Annotated in this window: 19 protein-coding genes; 9 read left to right on the top strand and 10 right to left on the bottom strand. The window is 47.3% G+C overall.

Annotated features, from left to right (window positions below; all coding sequences use genetic code 11):
- Positions 1 to 7: 7 nt before the first annotated feature.
- Positions 8 to 1,579: an ABC-F family ATP-binding cassette domain-containing protein gene (locus C7R92_RS03765; RefSeq protein ID WP_017249156.1), complete on the top strand. Its 1,572-nt coding sequence runs from the start codon at positions 8 to 10 to the stop codon at positions 1,577 to 1,579.
- A 43-nt stretch (positions 1,580 to 1,622) separates the two neighbouring features.
- Here the strand turns inward: C7R92_RS03765 and C7R92_RS03760 are convergent, their stop codons facing one another.
- Both C7R92_RS03760 and C7R92_RS03755 read right to left on the bottom strand, forming a co-directional pair.
- Positions 1,623 to 2,138, bottom strand: a complete 516-nt coding sequence (locus tag C7R92_RS03760) for a DUF6886 family protein (RefSeq protein ID WP_106833302.1) — start codon at positions 2,136 to 2,138, stop codon at positions 1,623 to 1,625.
- A gap of 35 nt (positions 2,139 to 2,173) precedes the next feature.
- Complete coding sequence (locus C7R92_RS03755; protein ID WP_069844737.1) at positions 2,174 to 3,244, bottom strand: phosphodiester glycosidase family protein; 1,071 nt, start codon at positions 3,242 to 3,244, stop codon at positions 2,174 to 2,176.
- Positions 3,245 to 3,379: 135 nt separating this feature from the next.
- Here C7R92_RS03755 and C7R92_RS32215 point away from each other — a divergent pair, with 135 nt between their 5' ends.
- The 3 genes from C7R92_RS32215 (at position 3,380) to C7R92_RS32210 (ending at position 5,111) form a co-directional block, all read left to right on the top strand.
- Positions 3,380 to 3,523, top strand: coding sequence for a hypothetical protein (locus tag C7R92_RS32215; RefSeq protein ID WP_007718864.1), 144 nt, complete (start codon positions 3,380 to 3,382; stop codon positions 3,521 to 3,523).
- A gap of 151 nt (positions 3,524 to 3,674) precedes the next feature.
- Positions 3,675 to 4,919, top strand: a complete 1,245-nt coding sequence (locus tag C7R92_RS03750; protein ID WP_069844738.1) for a DEAD/DEAH box helicase — start codon at positions 3,675 to 3,677, stop codon at positions 4,917 to 4,919.
- A 36-nt stretch (positions 4,920 to 4,955) separates the two neighbouring features.
- The gene (locus C7R92_RS32210) at positions 4,956 to 5,111 is read left to right on the top strand and encodes a hypothetical protein (RefSeq protein ID WP_007718860.1); all 156 of its coding nucleotides are present in this window, start codon (positions 4,956 to 4,958) and stop codon (positions 5,109 to 5,111) included.
- 33 nt (positions 5,112 to 5,144) lie between these two features.
- On the opposite strand, the gene C7R92_RS03745 is transcribed toward C7R92_RS32210, so the two are convergent.
- The gene (locus C7R92_RS03745) at positions 5,145 to 5,987 is read right to left on the bottom strand and encodes a serine/threonine protein kinase (protein ID WP_106833301.1); all 843 of its coding nucleotides are present in this window, start codon (positions 5,985 to 5,987) and stop codon (positions 5,145 to 5,147) included.
- A 110-nt stretch (positions 5,988 to 6,097) separates the two neighbouring features.
- Here C7R92_RS03745 and C7R92_RS03740 point away from each other — a divergent pair, with 110 nt between their 5' ends.
- From C7R92_RS03740 to C7R92_RS03730, 3 genes are all read left to right on the top strand, one after another.
- Positions 6,098 to 7,213 carry a DUF3900 domain-containing protein gene (locus tag C7R92_RS03740; RefSeq protein ID WP_106833300.1) on the top strand — a complete coding sequence of 372 codons (1,116 nt, stop codon included), beginning with the start codon at positions 6,098 to 6,100 and terminating at the stop codon, positions 7,211 to 7,213.
- A 20-nt stretch (positions 7,214 to 7,233) separates the two neighbouring features.
- Positions 7,234 to 7,827: a DUF1444 family protein gene (locus tag C7R92_RS03735; RefSeq protein ID WP_106833299.1), complete on the top strand. Its 594-nt coding sequence runs from the start codon at positions 7,234 to 7,236 to the stop codon at positions 7,825 to 7,827.
- A gap of 64 nt (positions 7,828 to 7,891) precedes the next feature.
- Positions 7,892 to 8,821, top strand: a complete 930-nt coding sequence (locus C7R92_RS03730) for an apurinic/apyrimidinic endonuclease family protein (protein ID WP_106833298.1) — start codon at positions 7,892 to 7,894, stop codon at positions 8,819 to 8,821.
- On the opposite strand, the gene C7R92_RS03725 is transcribed toward C7R92_RS03730, so the two are convergent.
- The 3 genes from C7R92_RS03725 to C7R92_RS32205 form a co-directional block, all read right to left on the bottom strand.
- Positions 8,788 to 9,732 (bottom strand): prenyltransferase/squalene oxidase repeat-containing protein, encoded by a 945-nt coding sequence (locus C7R92_RS03725; RefSeq protein WP_106833297.1) that lies wholly within the window; start codon positions 9,730 to 9,732, stop codon positions 8,788 to 8,790. The genes C7R92_RS03730 and C7R92_RS03725 overlap by 34 nt on opposite strands.
- A 19-nt stretch (positions 9,733 to 9,751) precedes the next feature.
- Entirely contained in the window at positions 9,752 to 10,807 is a 1,056-nt protein-coding gene (locus C7R92_RS03720) for a DUF2515 family protein (RefSeq protein WP_106833296.1), read from the bottom strand.
- 62 nt (positions 10,808 to 10,869) lie between these two features.
- Positions 10,870 to 11,010: a hypothetical protein gene (locus tag C7R92_RS32205; protein ID WP_007718846.1), complete on the bottom strand. Its 141-nt coding sequence runs from the start codon at positions 11,008 to 11,010 to the stop codon at positions 10,870 to 10,872.
- 103 nt (positions 11,011 to 11,113) lie between these two features.
- Here C7R92_RS32205 and C7R92_RS03715 point away from each other — a divergent pair, with 103 nt between their 5' ends.
- Positions 11,114 to 11,422: an iron-sulfur cluster biosynthesis family protein gene (locus C7R92_RS03715; RefSeq protein WP_106833295.1), complete on the top strand. Its 309-nt coding sequence runs from the start codon at positions 11,114 to 11,116 to the stop codon at positions 11,420 to 11,422.
- On the opposite strand, the gene C7R92_RS03710 is transcribed toward C7R92_RS03715, so the two are convergent.
- A complete protein-coding gene (locus C7R92_RS03710) occupies positions 11,423 to 11,872 on the bottom strand; it encodes a DUF441 domain-containing protein (RefSeq protein WP_069844745.1) in 450 nt (149 codons plus the stop codon). It abuts the gene before it with no gap.
- Positions 11,873 to 11,986: 114 nt separating this feature from the next.
- Positions 11,987 to 12,298: a YfhH family protein gene (locus C7R92_RS03705; protein ID WP_106833294.1), complete on the bottom strand. Its 312-nt coding sequence runs from the start codon at positions 12,296 to 12,298 to the stop codon at positions 11,987 to 11,989.
- A gap of 102 nt (positions 12,299 to 12,400) precedes the next feature.
- Here C7R92_RS03705 and C7R92_RS03700 point away from each other — a divergent pair, with 102 nt between their 5' ends.
- Positions 12,401 to 13,159, top strand: coding sequence for an SDR family NAD(P)-dependent oxidoreductase (locus C7R92_RS03700; RefSeq protein ID WP_106833293.1), 759 nt, complete (start codon positions 12,401 to 12,403; stop codon positions 13,157 to 13,159).
- 310 nt (positions 13,160 to 13,469) lie between these two features.
- On the opposite strand, the gene C7R92_RS03695 is transcribed toward C7R92_RS03700, so the two are convergent.
- Both C7R92_RS03695 and C7R92_RS03690 read right to left on the bottom strand, forming a co-directional pair.
- A complete protein-coding gene (locus C7R92_RS03695) occupies positions 13,470 to 14,093 on the bottom strand; it encodes a cell wall hydrolase (RefSeq protein WP_106833292.1) in 624 nt (207 codons plus the stop codon).
- A 227-nt stretch (positions 14,094 to 14,320) separates the two neighbouring features.
- Positions 14,321 to 15,016 carry a peptidylprolyl isomerase gene (locus C7R92_RS03690; protein WP_106833291.1) on the bottom strand — a complete coding sequence of 232 codons (696 nt, stop codon included), beginning with the start codon at positions 15,014 to 15,016 and terminating at the stop codon, positions 14,321 to 14,323.
- Positions 15,017 to 15,086 lie beyond the last annotated feature (70 nt).

Below are 15,086 nucleotides of genomic sequence, written 5' to 3'. Positions count from 1 at the left end.
ATAGAGCATGAGTGTTTTGATTGTAGAGAATTTGTCCCATGGTTTTGGAGACCGAGTGTTGTTTCGCGATGTGTCTTTCCGTTTGCAACCGAATGACCGTGTCGGACTCGTAGGCGCAAATGGTACAGGAAAATCAACGATGATGGGGATTTTGACAGGCCAAAACTTGCCTGATAATGGTCGTATTGAATGGATGCCCAAAATCGAATACGGATATTTGGATCAGCATACCAAGCTGCAAGCTGGTAAAACGATTCGTGACGTACTGAAGGACGCCTTCCTGCCACTGTTGGAGCAAGAGGCTGAACTGATGACGATTGGTGAAAAAATGGCCGAGGCAACTCCTGAGGAACTGGAAGAATTGCTGGAGCGCATGGGCGAAATTCAAGACAAGCTGGAAACAAGCGGCTTTTATTTGATCGATGCGAAAGTAGATGAAATCGCCAACGCTTTGGGTTTGAGTGCAATCGGTTTGGAGCGCGATGTAGCATCGCTCTCTGGTGGTCAGCGTACCAAGGTTCTTTTGGCAAAATTGTTGCTGGAAAAACCAACTGTTCTTTTGCTGGATGAGCCGACGAACTACTTGGATGAAGAGCATATCGTGTGGCTGAAAAACTACTTGAAGGAATATCCTTATGCCTTCATGCTGATTTCCCATGACACGACCTTCATGAACGAAGTCGTGAATGTGATTTATCACTTGGAATTTACCAAGCTGAATCGTTACACAGGGAACTACGAATCCTTCCTGGCTCAGTCCGAGACGAAACGCAGCCAGCATTTTGATGCGTTCGAGAAGCAGCAGGAAGAAATCGCGAAAATGGAAGACTTTATTGCGCGCAATAAAGCTCGTGCTTCTACTACCGGTCGCGCGAAGAGCCGTCAAAAGCAACTTGATAAAATGGACAGAATCGACAAGCCGGAAACAGCTGCCAAACCTTCGTTTATCTTTAAGGAATCCAGAGCAAGTAGCCGTTTTGTCATCGAAGCTGAAAACTTGGAAATCGGGTATTCTCATCCTTTGCTGCCGAAGCTGAGTGTGAAGCTGGAGCGCGGTGAAAAAGTAGCAATTGTCGGCATGAACGGTGTCGGTAAGTCTACCCTGTTGAAAACGTTGCTGGGTGTGATTCCTCCGTTGGATGGAAAGCTGGAGAAAGGCGATTTCCTCCATCCTGCTTACTTCGAGCAAGAGGTAAAGGCGAAGCCAATTACCGCACTCGATGATGTATGGAATGATTTCCCTTCCATGAATAACCATGAGGTTCGCGGAGCGCTTGCACGTTGTGGCTTGAAAAACGAGCATATCAACCGGAATATGAATGCTTTGTCCGGGGGAGAGCAAGCAAAAGTTCGTCTCTGTAAATTACTGCAGCGCGAAAGCAACTGGCTGGTATTTGACGAGCCGACGAACCACTTGGATGTCGTCGCCAAGGAAGAACTCAAACGCTCCTTGAAGGAGTTCAAAGGGACCGTTCTTCTCGTATGTCACGAACCTGAATTTTATGAGGATTGGGTTACGCAGACGTGGGATGTTGAGAAATGGAGCTTGGAGCAGGCAAAAACACCGATTAAATTGTAAACGCAAAAACAGGCAGCCACCATTGGGTGAGACTGCCTGTTTTTTATGTGAGCGACGCATTTCGCATACGAATCATGGAAAAGTGCAGACTGCTTTGTAGCAATGAATCTCGAAGCGGCAACAGCGAAGGAGTGATTCTCAATTCAATATCCGCTTGGCTAAGGCAGTGCACGAGGTCTCCTAATGGTCTTACGTCTAGTGGCGTAACGGTTTCCTTTGACAAATAGTAGCCGGCGCCTTCGTCCCAGCAATCAAAAGATTCTGGTGAGAAGGTATATTCATATAGCTTTGTTTGTGTAAGCACGGAGTACCATTTACTTTCGATAGCCATAACCATGTTGGCGCTCGTCAAGCCAAGAAAGCGCTCAACGTCTACTGACTCGGAATCTGCTTTTTTGTAAAAGCAAATCCTCGGGCAATCTCGCGGTAAAAAATACATCGGCGCTCGTGCTTCATCAATCGCCCATACAGCGGGAGCAAGTGTGGGGTGGGAGGGATGGGCGCGAGGCTGAAATATCGTAATAGTCGGATCTTCACTATAATGAAAAAGTCTTTGCATAAATCAGTGACCTCCTCTATCCCCTCAACACTTCCTTAAAAAACAGCCCATGCATTTGGCAAATAGCGGCCTCGATGATAAGGAGAAGATGTCTTCGTGATGGCTTCACCGTTGTGCAGCATCATGGAGCTGGAACCGCCGTCCATGGCCATTGCCGTTACCACACCGCGCTCTGCCAATACTTCCGCCATGTCGTTCATGCTTGCGCCGATGGAATGGCCGGGCTGGCGTCCGTCAATGACAGCAAATACGATCGTTCCGTCTTCTTTTTGTCCAATCGCGGTACGCGGTTGAATGCCCCAGCTCTTGGCAGGCTTTCCTTCAAACATATTTTTTCCGTTTACGATCAACTGCGGACGGAAGCTCACAGCGTCACGTACGCCCATCTTTACGAGTTGTTCAGCCGAGTAGCTGCCTGTAATGAGTTTACCGTCATAGGTAAGCCCTAACGCGGTTTCTCCGCTTTTCGGATTGTAACCCTGCAAAATCTTCCCGTCGTGGATGACAACGCCGTAGGCACGCGCACCTTTGCCGTAGCCGTCTGGATCAGCGAATCCGCTCGCATTGACGATCCCGATGGCGCCTGTTTTCTTTACAAACTCATCGAGCAAATCTCCACGGTCCTTGCGATTCGTGACGACAAGCCGTACTCTGCTTGGGTCGCTAATGTACATGATTTTTCCTTTAAAGTAATAACTGCCTTTTGAGACGTCTATTTCCTCAATCTCGATTAGTTCCTTTGGTTTCTCCGGAAGTGTGACGGTTACCAGATTCGATTTCGGCGGAACAGGAGGTCCTGCCGTGCCTGTGCCTTCGGAATTGATAACGGTCGGATGTGTAATTTGCTGTTTTAGTTCTTTTAGTTTTTCATCAGGTAAAAACGTATAGGGGGCCCAGTAATCATGCTGTGTTGTCAGCAAAGTGCCTGCCGCCCACTCACGTAATTCTTCTCCGTTTTTCGTTCCAAATAAAAAAATAATTCCTAGTAGAGCTAAGGTTGTACAGGTTAAGGCCGTGCCGAGCATCCATTTCTTAACCCAACGCCATGGTCTCTTGCGCTTGGCTCGCTTGTGTGTGCGAGTGCGAGTGCGCGATAACGTCTCCATTCCATATTCACATCCATTTGACAAATTGTACGAGGGTTATCATTCCTATATGAAGAGACGTATGATCGGGAAAAAGGTTTCAGGAAAATAATATGTGATCACCCTGGTCAAAATAAAGGACAGGAGGTGATAGGTGTGCGTGACTATGATGAGGCGTTTCAAAAGGAAGTAGAGGAGTACATGGAAAGTCCAAAAGGGACACGTAACCAAACCACCAGCCGGGACCGTCAAGACCAGGGTGAGAAGCAGGAAACCCGTATCGATTCCAATAACGGGTAGATGGAAGGTCAGGCGAAGTCCATTTCGGATTTCGCCTGTTTTTCTCTATCTCTGACGGACCTTGCCTCACGAGGACTGGCTTACCTCTGTTTTCTACCTGCAAAGTGTGGTAAGCTTACCCAATGCACGAATTTATGCCAGGAGGGTTTTTGTGAGCACCACGTTTGCAGATTTACAAATTAGCGCACCGCTGTTGACTATATTGCGAGAGCGAAAAATGGAAACACCGACACCTGTTCAGAGTGAAGCCATCCCGTTGATTATGGCTGGTCGAGATGCTTTGATTGAATCACCGACTGGGACAGGCAAGACGTTTGCTTATCTATTGCCGATTTTATCGAAAATCAATATGGAGCAAAAAGATGTACAGGCCATTGTACTCGCACCGACGCATGAGCTCGTTGTTCAGATTGCGCGGGAAGCAGAAAGTCTACTGCCAGGGAAGGACACGGCCGTGATGTCCATTATTGGCGGAGTCGATGTGAAACGCCAAATCGAGAGACTGAAAAAGAAGCCTGTATTGATCGTAGCAACACCAGGTAGACTGCTGGAGCTGATTGATCAGCGTAAGCTAAAGGTCCATGAAGTGAAGACAGTTGTGGTCGACGAGGCTGACCGGATGCTGGATGCGGGCTTTGGCAAGCCAGTTCAAGAGGTCATGAAAAAAACACTGCGTGATACACAACGATTGTTATTCTCAGCGACAATTGCAGAGGAAGTCGTACATACGGCTGAAATTTTCACAAAAGATGCTGCTGTTATCCGCGCAGCAGCACCAGAAGGCGCAGCAGGAGTAGCACACATGTATTTGGTCACCGACCCACGCAAAAAGGTGGACACGCTCCGTCGTTTGTTGCGCCTCGTCAATGTTCGTTCTTCGATTGTTTTTGTCAATCAAATCGAAAAAGTGGACGAGATTGTATCGAAGCTCAACTACCACCATTTGCCGTGCAGATTCCTGCATCGTGATGCTTCAAAAGAAGAGCGTGCCCGCACCCTGCAACAATTCCGAGATGGAGCATTCCCCGTGTTGATTACGACAGATGTATCGGCACGTGGCATTGATATTCCAGGTGTGGAATGTATTGTTCATTACGATCCTGCATCGGACGCTGACACGTACATTCATCGTAGTGGCCGAACTGGGCGAATGGGGCGTGCCGGACTGGTATTTTCGATCATTACGACACAGGAACGTTTTATCATCGAAAAATTTTCCAAGCAAACAGGCTTGCCTATTGCTGAAAAATTCATGACGCACGGAGCGCTGGAAGATCCGCGTCCTGTACGAAAACCCGCGCCAGCACAAAAGTCAGGAGCTCCAGCCAAAAATACGAGCCCTGCAAAACGGAATCAAAATCGTGCACATAAGAAGGGCGGCTTTGGAACAAAGTAGGACAAGAAGTACACAACTTGTCTGCAGGAGGTTTCCATGCGCAAAGATCGCTTATATGAAGAGGATTTGCTGGTAAATGGCACGGTTGGTGGAGAAGTTTTGACGAAACACGAAAGACAAGTGCTGCGCCAGGAAGCAGGGGAACTGAAAGAAAAGATGGAACAGGCGAAACAAGAGCCGATTGCAGAATGAATGACGAAGAAGAGCAGGGAGAATCCGTGAAGTCTACGGATGCCCTGCTCTTTTTTCTTGGTAGTGGATCAAATAGAGGTCCAGGTCTGTTAGCCAATCATGTACGCTTTCATAAGGGGCGTCCATTTGTAACAAACGCCGTATCATCATGCGAATGGAAGGGGATATCGAGAGCTCCTCTTCCCAGCTTTTTTCAGGTGCGTCCGGTTCCGATTCATACCCGGAATAGAGCAAGAATAAAAAGAAATGCCCTAATGCATACAAATCACTGGAAGGAGCAACTTCTCGCTTCAATTGTTTTTCAGCCGGATAGGCGGAAAGGGTATCAGCTGAGTAAGTCGGGCGATCACCAACAAACCGTGCGAGGCCAAAATCAATCAGGTACGGCTTGTCCTCTTTCCAGATGACGTTGGGGATGCGTACGTCGCGGTGAATCACATTTTGCTCATGGAGGTAAGCCACGAGTTCCCCGATTTGGCGGATCCATTCGGCGCATTTTTGCTCATCAGCCACGATGTTTTGATCAAACAACATGTCTTCGAGTGTCGGGCCCGCAATATAAGTCATAACCATAAACGAGTCTTGCCGATACGTGAAGGAATCCAGACAGCGAGGGATTTGCGGATGCGAGAGGGACATCAGCACCTTTTTTTCATATTCTTGCAAGGCTTCTCCTTTTGGAGTGTGCCGCAGGCTTGGTTTCACTTGTTTCAGTACAACCTGATTACCTGTAGGGGTGTGCGTGGCGAGATAAGCGATCCCGTAGCTTCCCATCCCTAGCACTTTTGTTATTTCATACTGACCTGCTAGGTGGCCGGGCTGATACGGTTTATCGCGTATCGTTTCGTTCCACCATGACTTCATACGAATCCACATTGTGTGATTTTCCCCTCCTCCCTTCATCTTATCATGATTTGAAAAAGCTGACCTTTTTTTCAATAGGTTTGCTATAATCAGTTCGTTACATGCAGACAGGAGCGAAGGGTATGAATTTTACAATTGACTGGTTATCCTTTTATCTAATGGAACAGCCTGAAGAAGAGGATGGCATTAAACAAGTGCGGATGACGCGCTATTTGAGCCATGATGAATATCTGAGAAGCGAGCTGAAAGATTTTCTCGATGGGGAATTCGCCCGGATTGCGAAAAGAAAAGTCGAGATGAATCCGAAGACAGAAGGCACGCCGACAAAACTGGGTCAATTTGTGTTGGAGCCTGGACATCCATTGGACTCGAACCCCAACTATGCCCTCTTGAATCGATTGTTGGCAGCGGAAACGTCAGGGGAGAGCAAAGAGCCTTGTCAGGAGCTGATTCAGTCGTATTTGCGAACCTCTCAGGTGAGAGGCGGGGTCATGATTGTGGTCCGGACGAGGTTAGAGCTGATTGACGAGCGCTACGTCTTTATTTTAAAATGCGATTTCGAACAAAAAACAGCGGTCATCACAGATGAGAAGAGCCTCATATCGAATGTACGCATGGCGATTAATGCCAAAAACATGAAATCGCTCATGTATCCGTACATGATCGAATCGGGGATGAATGACCCGTATCACGTGAAAATTCATCAGTTCTCCCACGCGAGGTATTTCGAGGAATTTCTGCGCTTTATCGAGTATCCACAGACGATGACACAGATCGTCTCTGAAGAAGTCATTTCATTGGCGAGACAGCACATCGAATATACGTATCCCGAAGAGTCCGAAGAGCGGATACGGGAAGAGGAAGCAATCGAACTCATTGCCGCAAGTCCGAAGCGGGAGCTCGCAGAAAAATGGGAGCATGAGACCGTGATGGAAGCGATGCAAATCATTACAGATCGCCAACCAGAGGTCGAGCTGAAGTTCAAGCTGGATCATATGCAGATCCGCACGTTATTGGCCGATTACGGCACGAGCCTGCATATTGCCAAAGTGAATGGGCGTTATTTGGTGCTATTAGAAGGCGAGCAGCTACAGTTCGAGCGTGGCATGTCCCCTGTTGAGTTTTTAAAGCCAAAGGCATTGACGGACATCATGAAAGAAATCGAAGAGAGAAGCCAGAACGTTGCCTATACCCCGGTGAGCACGCCTACAGAGGACGATGATAATCCACCTTGGTAATAAACGAAGGGAAGGGAGTGATGGAGTTGGATCGACAACTAAGAGTAAGCGGCCAAGAGCATAACATCTATCCGGTTTTGCGTCATGCCTCTATGATCAACAAGTACCCGGAGCGGTGGGTGGTGAAGGAGCATACAGCTGATACGCACGTGCTGTACGCCCTAGATCAAGGAGAAGGCTACGCATTGATTGAGAAGCGGATGCTGCAGGAAGCAGGCTGGACGAGCGAGCAGCTTCATTCATACGCGATGGAAAACTTGCGAAAGCTCCCCTTTTCAGTGAAGTCACAAGAGGTAGGGGGTCAGCGCATCCATTTTATCAGTCCGACAGATGGATACGCGGCCAGCCGAATTTTGCTTGATTCATTTCTGGCGGAGATGGATCAGAAGAAGCAAGGAGACTCGCTCGGTGTCGCGATTCCGCATCAGGATGTGCTGATCGTGGCGGATATGACAGGAGAAGCCGGGGCACACCTGTTAGCGCGTATCACCTATGATTTTGCATCGAAAGGGCAAGTGCCGATTTCTGTCTTGCCTTTTTATTGGGAGGAAGGGGAATTGATCCCATTTCTCGTGGTGACGCACGACTCGGGTACGAAAATTGAAAGAAAGTAGAGCAAGCGCGGGGATAGTCTTCCCGCGTTTTCTATACCGCTGGTAAAGAGGAGGAAACCCTCGAATGAAAAATTTCATGATTGGTCAATATGGAGGTTTTGATCAGGCAAAATACGCACGAGATTTTAAAGAGGGCTTTTACGGAATAGAGGCATGTTTGTTTGAATCGGAGGAGGATATCCAATTCCTACAGCGTGAATCTCAAGCAAAAGGATTTGCGATTGGTGTTCATTTTTCGCTCCGTGCAGGTCAATCCGAACTGCGGGATGCCCTTTTTATGGATGCGAATGATCAGACGAGAGCAGAGGCTTTTGAATGGATTGACAGGGAATTGGCGTATATGGCGTCACTACAGCCAACCTATGTCTTATTCCATTATCCGAAGCCAGTCATCTTGGACGATCGCATCGACTGGAGTGTATGGCGCTTTCATGATTCACGAGACTATGTATGGGAGCATGCCTACAAGGAAGCAGAGTTTCAATATCGTAGTGAGCAGCTGTTTGCGTGGTTGGCTGAGAAAGGCAAGGATTTTCGTTTCACACCTGTCCTTGAATTCGATGCACTCAACCGATATGTGTATGAGACAGAATTTTTAGAGCACTTGCTACAGAAATATCCAACGATCAAGCTCTGTCTCGATACCGGCCGATTATTCCTACAAGAAAAAATCGACCCGTATTTCAATGCCCGTCAAGTCATCCAAAAGTATACGAAATATGCGTGGAGCATTCATTTGAAGAGTATGAAGGTGACTGCTGATACGGTCGAATTCGTTCACTATCCGGTTCTTCCCGAATGCAAACCGGATGAAGGCTGGGCTCCGATCGAGGACTACCTGACGATTATCCGCCAGGAAAACCCTCATGTTAAGATCGTGTTCGAGCATCGCTCCGAACAAGTAACGGACGAACAACTGGAGAGTTGCTATCGTTGGGTAAAGCAACTCCTAGAAAAACCTCACGATTGCCTTTCCAATAATAACTCAATATAGCGCCCGGCATCTTGAATCAGCCAGTACGGGTACCTAGGACCGTGTATGTACAAGTCTGTTGCGGTCACGAGCATTGTCTTCACTCGTGTCTTATCACCCATCAACTGCGCGCATACCCCCATCGTCATCCACGGATATAAATCACCAGTCTGAAACGTATCAAATTGCGGGAAAGCGGCTGTGATCCTCTGGTAGAGCAGCGAGGCGGTGTTGGCATCTGTCAAGCTGTAGACAATGGGAAAAGCCTGCGAGGTGACGTCCGGGTACCATTTTTGCCAGCCGGGGTACGTACGATCATACATTGCATACGACTTGCGAATCCGACTGTACATGCCACTGATGCCGAGCTCGCAGGATTTGGCGCGTGCAGCTGCTTCCTCGGCAGCCTCCACATTTCCGATCAACGAAAATAAATACGAAGCATCTGCCAGCCCCTTGGCCACTTCGCAATTGTCCATCAAATATTTGACACGATACGAATGCTTCGCCCAGGTCAGGCCGTCCTTTTGTTGAAGGCGGGCAACTGCTTGGAGAAGGGATAAGAGCTTCGCGTGGTTGGCATGTAACCAGTCCATACGCCCCGTTGCTCGTATCCATTCCGCAAGCAGGCTGAAATAGGTGGTGTGGTAGCTATCTTCGCTATCATTTGTGCCGGTATCGATTTCTCTGCCTTGTTCAAGTCGAAAATCATTGATATAGCCGTCCGCATTCAGGTTCCGCAAATACCAATCGAGATGACCGCGAACAGCATCTACCTCCTTCATGCGGATGAGGGAAATAATTCCGAGGTTGGTGAAGTACGGATTGATTTGATCACGTTTGGGACTAAGGCGAAAGGTACCGCTCGGCAATTGGCAGGATAGCAAAAAACTTGTTTGATTCAACGCCATTTCTTGCATCCATTTTTCCATGAGGCTGCCTCCTTCCAAGCTACGTAATTGCTGAAACGAGTTTGACACCGTATTCGATCCATTGCAAGGAACGCACATAGGAATCACTATCGATGGAAGGCAGTGAAGCTGGTTCTTTCACGACCTTGTGCCATTTTTCGTCTCGAAACCAATCTACCCCATCTGCCGGATCGTGTCCATAATCAGCCCATGCATCTTGAAGACGTGGGCTATATATTTTCGGATTTCCTTCTAGCAACTCATGTCCATCCAATCGCAGCTGATACTCAACTTCTGCGGTGAGCGGAGTATGATGAGGTGTGAACAAATGCGGCCAATAATCCGCTCGTGAACCTGTATGAGGGATGCGAGAACAATAGGAGAGCATTTTCTCAAAACGAAAACGATCCCCAAACAATAGCTGATACAAAGTCTTTCCGACTTGAATGCGGTACAGGACATCGGGAAAATGATGGACATTCAATCCGATCAAGCTAAGTCGACGGTCAGTAAGATGCGCTTTATAAGGAATGAGCACTTGATTCATCGAGAGAGCTGATTGGGCGACGAAGGCAAACGAAGCGAATATACGATTCAGTGTAAATGGCTTCTGTACGACGCGTTGTTCGATATACTGCTGTTCATTGACGATGAGTGCATGTGTAATGCGCGCACTGTCTTTAGATGCGAGGAACTCTTGCCAATACGATTGCATAAAGACTGAAACACCAAGTGGCGCCAAAAGCTTTGTTAAATCTGTCCCCGTTCGTTTCATCTCCGCATACAGGAGTAATTGCGGATAGGCATCGTGAAAAATCAGCCAGTTACATCTTTCCAAAAACCAAAAAAAGGGCTCGATTGCTTGTGCATCCATGATAAGCGGTAGCCACTCTCCTTTTAAATCCGTCATGTTCCACCCGCCATTTCGTGAGACCAGATGGGCCAATAACGCCCAGTGAACCTCTTGGTGTTCGAGATAAAAGGCGAGGTATGCTTGTGTGCGGGTGATATTGTTGCGATTGGCTTTGGTTGTTGCTTGTCTGATTTGAGCAACCAGGTGCTGCTCGTCGATTGTCGTAGTTGTTTTGTATGCCATGGATAGCTCCTTATGGTTTCGGGATTGAAAAAAGCAGGTCCAGTTGGCGACCCGCTTTTCATTCAACCAATCATTTCTAGTACCAGAAGCCGAACGAGTAGTTTTTCTTTGGCTTCCTCCCATGTATTCGCAAAAATGACAACGTGCTCCGATTGGAACTCCGTTTCAGCGACAAAAATCCCATCTTGTTCGTAGATGTTCATAGAAGATCGTCCTTTCTGCTGCCTTTCAAGCATTGTATGCTATCATGGAAGAGATGATGCATGCAGCATATTGGAAAATCATGAGAAAGGTGGCACCAAGAACATGATCGTGAAAGTAACAAAAGAGGCAGCAGAACGCATGGCCAGTACAGACAAGCCCATTCGGATCAACGGTGAGCTAGTCGGTGGCTGCGGGATGAATGTAGAGTTTGCGTTGTGGTGGGATACCGAAGGTCCAGAGGATGAAGCCTACCAGGTCGATTCTTTGACATTTGTGATTGATCGCGAAACCATTGCCTATATCGGGTCTGAATTGCTTACGATTGATTATCGTGCGCAGCAAGGCTTTCGTATGGTTACGCCACAGCAAATTTTGGCTTATGGTCTTCAGTTGAAAGAGCGCTGGAGCTAATCACTTCGGGAGAAATTGCAAAATAAAGGCGAGAATTCCTGCTGCAATTAATGGACCGACTGCAACACCGCGGAAAAAAGTGACACCAGCGATCGTACCCAGCAGCAAGCCTGTAACGATCAAAGGGTTTTGCGACATTAAAACCGTTCCTTTTCCAGCCAGATAAGCGACAAACATACCGACAGCAACCGCGAGTATCGAACGCCAATTCGTAAAAATTTCAAGGATAGAGGACGGATCGATTTTGCCGCTAGCAAGCGGAGTCATGATTCCAATCGTCAGTATTATGATCCCAAGCTGTAGGCCATGCTGCTCGAGCAGTGGGAAATATCGGTCCAACGACAGGAGCCTCATTAATAGAAGGATCGCAACTGCAATGGAGACGGTGGCGTTGTTGCCAATGACACCGAGTGCCAATAGTACCAAAAGGATGATAGAAATCCAGTCCATATGCGGGGTGGCTCACTTTCGTTTTTCTTAGTATATCCATGCTGCTGCGGCATGTGTACGGGCAAGAAAAAAGAGATCGGCATGCACAAGAGTGCGAGTGCCGATCTCTTTTTTCTAGTCGAACCACAGTTCCAGCATTCCGACTGGAAAACCTGTCTGCTCGTCCGAATCAGGGAAACGTCCCCAAGCAAATACGCCGTTGAAATAATCAATTGTAAACGGCTGATCGTAATCAGGCACGCTGTATATGCTGCCGATTCGGAACTCATCCGTTCCTAAATAGTACGATTTCGCCATAAAGTACTTTTGTGTAATGATCGCAAGCTGTGAGTGATCACCAAGCTTCTTTTTCTCTTTCGCTTCGACGTGCAGGCGCTCCATTTCCTCCTGCAGCTCGGCGAGTGTCATTTGACTGTACAAACGCAACGGACTGCCCCCTTTCCATACAGGTATATTGTAGCAAAAGACAAGGGAAAAGGCGATGGATGCAGAATCCTCTAAAGAAACGAAAGGGGAGTCGGTTCGAAAATGACACGTTTTGATTTGCATGGAAAGAAAGCAATCATAACAGGTGCAGGAAGAGGAATTGGGAAGGCACTAGCATTGGGAATCGCAGAAGCGGGTGCGGAAGTTGCGGTAGTCTCGCGAACAGCTTCCGATTTGCAAGAAGTGGTATCGGAGATTGAAGCAAAAGGTGGAGTGGCTTTCGAGGCTGACCTGACTGTGTCTGATGCAGCGGACCGTGTTGTGAAGCAAGCAGTCGAAGAGCTAGGGGGTGTTCATATCCTGATCAACAATGCAGGAATGAATATCCGCAAAAAAGCACATGAAGTAACGGAAGAAGAGTGGGACAGAGTAGTGGATTTGAATTTGAAAGCAGCATTTTTCATGAGTCAAGCTGCTGGCAAAATCATGTGCGAGCAGCGCTATGGCAGAATCGTCAATATTGCTTCGGTCGCAGGTGTAGTAGCACTTCGTACGGGTGTCGCGTATGGTGCCAGCAAAGCTGGACTCATCCAGATGACGCGAGTGCTGGCATCAGAATGGAGCAAGTTTGGTGTCAACGTAAATGCGATCGCGCCGTGGTATTTCCGTACACCACTAACGGAGAGCTTGCTTAGCGACGAAGCGTTCGTCCAAGAGGTGTTGCAGCGAACGCCGAGTGGACGAATCGGGGATGTGGAGGACTTGGTAGGACCAGCGATTTTCTTGTCCTCTGATGCAGCTTCATACATATCGGGGCAAACGATTTCGGTTGATGGCGGTATGTCTATATACGGGTTCTAATAAAAAAAGGGGCATTCCCAGTTGGGAATGCCTAATTATTGGGGGCGATTGAGAAAAAGAACGACTGATTGTTCTATGACTGGTTTGCTCTCACCCAAAACAGTCAATCAATCAAAGCTATTAGCGTAGGCATACTCAGATTGAATGATCGATCTAAACATGCTTACGTTAAAAAGTCATCCAAAGAAGATAATCGAACTTTTTCTCAATGCGTTGAAAAAGTGCTTACACCTACAACATAGCAAGCAAAAGTAAAACATCAATAAAATAAAAATAAAGTATTATTAAATCTTTTTCTGTAAGTATCGCGTTAACGAGCAAAACGATGGTTACCGATCTCAACCGTTACAGGACGTGACCAAATCCACTTGGATGTAGCCGTATCCGGATTGAAGAAGTACAGGGAACCATTGCTCGGGTCCTTTCCATTCACCGCGTCCTGGACCGCTTTTCTCGTACTTTCATTTGATTTATGTGTCAAATTGCCGTCATGGACAGGCGAAAACGCATTGGGAGCATAAATAACCTCCCGTACCGTATTTGGAAATTCATCTGAAGCAACCCGATTCAATACAACGGCAGCAATCGCTACCTGTCCTTCGTACGGTTCTCCCCGGCCTTCCGCATACACTAACCGGGCGAGCAGTTCCATATCCCTCTGTGAAACCTTCACTTTTCCATTGCGAACCACTTTTGGGCGACTATCACGACTAACCTGCACAGACTCGCGTTTTACTGCTGTAGCAGATAGGGTTGATTTCTTTTCCTTCTTTGAAACTTGTTCCGATGGCGCCTTTGCACTACCGAGAACAGGGAGGAATTGTACTGGTTGTGGTGCCATTGCACTTGTCGGTGTGACAAATAAGCATAACAACATCAAGCCAAAACTGTTCAAAAAGAAGAAAAAACGCGTTGGCGCTTCTCGTGTCAACATGGTGTGAACCACTCCTTTTCGCTTTTTGCGTTTTGATTGCGGAAGCGAATCAGGTCTTTTGCAAGTCTATCGGTCTTATTGGAATGGTTCAAGAGGGAATTGGTTCCATAGAACTATTTACAATATCACGCAATTTATGAAAGTGTTTTCATGAACGGATGTTTCTAAATAAAAAAAGCCACTTTCCCGTTGAGAAAGTGGCTTTCGTGTGCAGTTTGAGGCTGCTCTTATTTTTCCGTAATCGTAATGGATTTAATGGTAATCGTTTGCTCAGGAACACTTGGTTCACCCGTTTGTGGGTTTTTCTTTACTTTCGTTCCTGCAATTTTTTGAACGACATCCATGCCACCCGTAACTTTTCCGAAAATCGTGTAATTCGGAGAGTTGTCCAATCCTGTCACGTCAGGGCCAGAACCAATGAAGAATTGGCTACCATTCGTGTTTTTACCGGAATTCGCCATGGCAACTACGCCTGCTTCATATTTATGACCATTTTTCAATTCGTCTTCAAACGTGTAACCAGGGCCACCCATGCCAGATCCCAATGGATCGCCTGTTTGAATCATGAAGTCTTTGATGACGCGGTGGAACGTGATGCCGTCATAGAACTTGTCCTTTGCGAGGAAAACAAAGTTATTGACAGCAATTGGGGCATCTTTTTCAAACAGATCGATCGTAATGTCTCCCATAGAAGTAGAGATTTTTGCTTGATAATCCTTTGCTTTGTCAAGCTGCATAGCCGGAGCCTTCTCGTATTTCTTCTCTCCCGTTGGACCCGGTGGGTTAGCTGGCTCTTTGGATGCTGGTTTCTCTGCTGGCGTAGTCGGCTGATTAGGAGCAGCTTCATTGCTTCCTGTAGAACAACCCGTAACCAAGGCGATTGCCGTCAGACATGTAAACAGAGTAGTGATCAACTTTCTCATCTTATGCACCTTCCTTTGTTTCATACTGTTGGGTGGTTCGGTTTCGAATTATAACACAAATCGTCGAGCT

This window comes from Brevibacillus porteri, assembly GCF_003013475.1.
Classification (GTDB): domain Bacteria; phylum Bacillota; class Bacilli; order Brevibacillales; family Brevibacillaceae; genus Brevibacillus; species Brevibacillus porteri.
This window is presented reverse-complemented; position numbering and strand designations above follow the sequence as displayed.

Excerpts from the sequence above, each read along its gene's own strand:
- C7R92_RS03765 (WP_017249156.1), top strand. The coding sequence starts at position 8 with ATGAGTGTTTTGATTGTAGAGAATTTGTCCCATGGTTTTGGAGACCGA.
- C7R92_RS03760 (WP_106833302.1), bottom strand. The coding sequence starts at position 2,138 with ATGCAAAGACTTTTTCATTATAGTGAAGATCCGACTATTACGATATTT.
- C7R92_RS03755 (WP_069844737.1), bottom strand. The coding sequence starts at position 3,244 with ATGGAGACGTTATCGCGCACTCGCACTCGCACACACAAGCGAGCCAAG.
- C7R92_RS32210 (WP_007718860.1), top strand. The coding sequence starts at position 4,956 with ATGCGCAAAGATCGCTTATATGAAGAGGATTTGCTGGTAAATGGCACG.
- C7R92_RS03745 (WP_106833301.1), bottom strand. The coding sequence starts at position 5,987 with ATGTGGATTCGTATGAAGTCATGGTGGAACGAAACGATACGCGATAAA.
- C7R92_RS03740 (WP_106833300.1), top strand. The coding sequence starts at position 6,098 with ATGAATTTTACAATTGACTGGTTATCCTTTTATCTAATGGAACAGCCT.
- C7R92_RS03735 (WP_106833299.1), top strand. The coding sequence starts at position 7,234 with ATGGAGTTGGATCGACAACTAAGAGTAAGCGGCCAAGAGCATAACATC.
- C7R92_RS03730 (WP_106833298.1), top strand. The coding sequence starts at position 7,892 with ATGAAAAATTTCATGATTGGTCAATATGGAGGTTTTGATCAGGCAAAA.
- C7R92_RS03725 (WP_106833297.1), bottom strand. The coding sequence starts at position 9,732 with ATGGAAAAATGGATGCAAGAAATGGCGTTGAATCAAACAAGTTTTTTG.
- C7R92_RS03720 (WP_106833296.1), bottom strand. The coding sequence starts at position 10,807 with ATGGCATACAAAACAACTACGACAATCGACGAGCAGCACCTGGTTGCT.
- C7R92_RS32205 (WP_007718846.1), bottom strand. The coding sequence starts at position 11,010 with ATGAACATCTACGAACAAGATGGGATTTTTGTCGCTGAAACGGAGTTC.
- C7R92_RS03715 (WP_106833295.1), top strand. The coding sequence starts at position 11,114 with ATGATCGTGAAAGTAACAAAAGAGGCAGCAGAACGCATGGCCAGTACA.
- C7R92_RS03710 (WP_069844745.1), bottom strand. The coding sequence starts at position 11,872 with ATGGACTGGATTTCTATCATCCTTTTGGTACTATTGGCACTCGGTGTC.
- C7R92_RS03700 (WP_106833293.1), top strand. The coding sequence starts at position 12,401 with ATGACACGTTTTGATTTGCATGGAAAGAAAGCAATCATAACAGGTGCA.
- C7R92_RS03695 (WP_106833292.1), bottom strand. The coding sequence starts at position 14,093 with ATGTTGACACGAGAAGCGCCAACGCGTTTTTTCTTCTTTTTGAACAGT.
- C7R92_RS03690 (WP_106833291.1), bottom strand. The coding sequence starts at position 15,016 with ATGAGAAAGTTGATCACTACTCTGTTTACATGTCTGACGGCAATCGCC.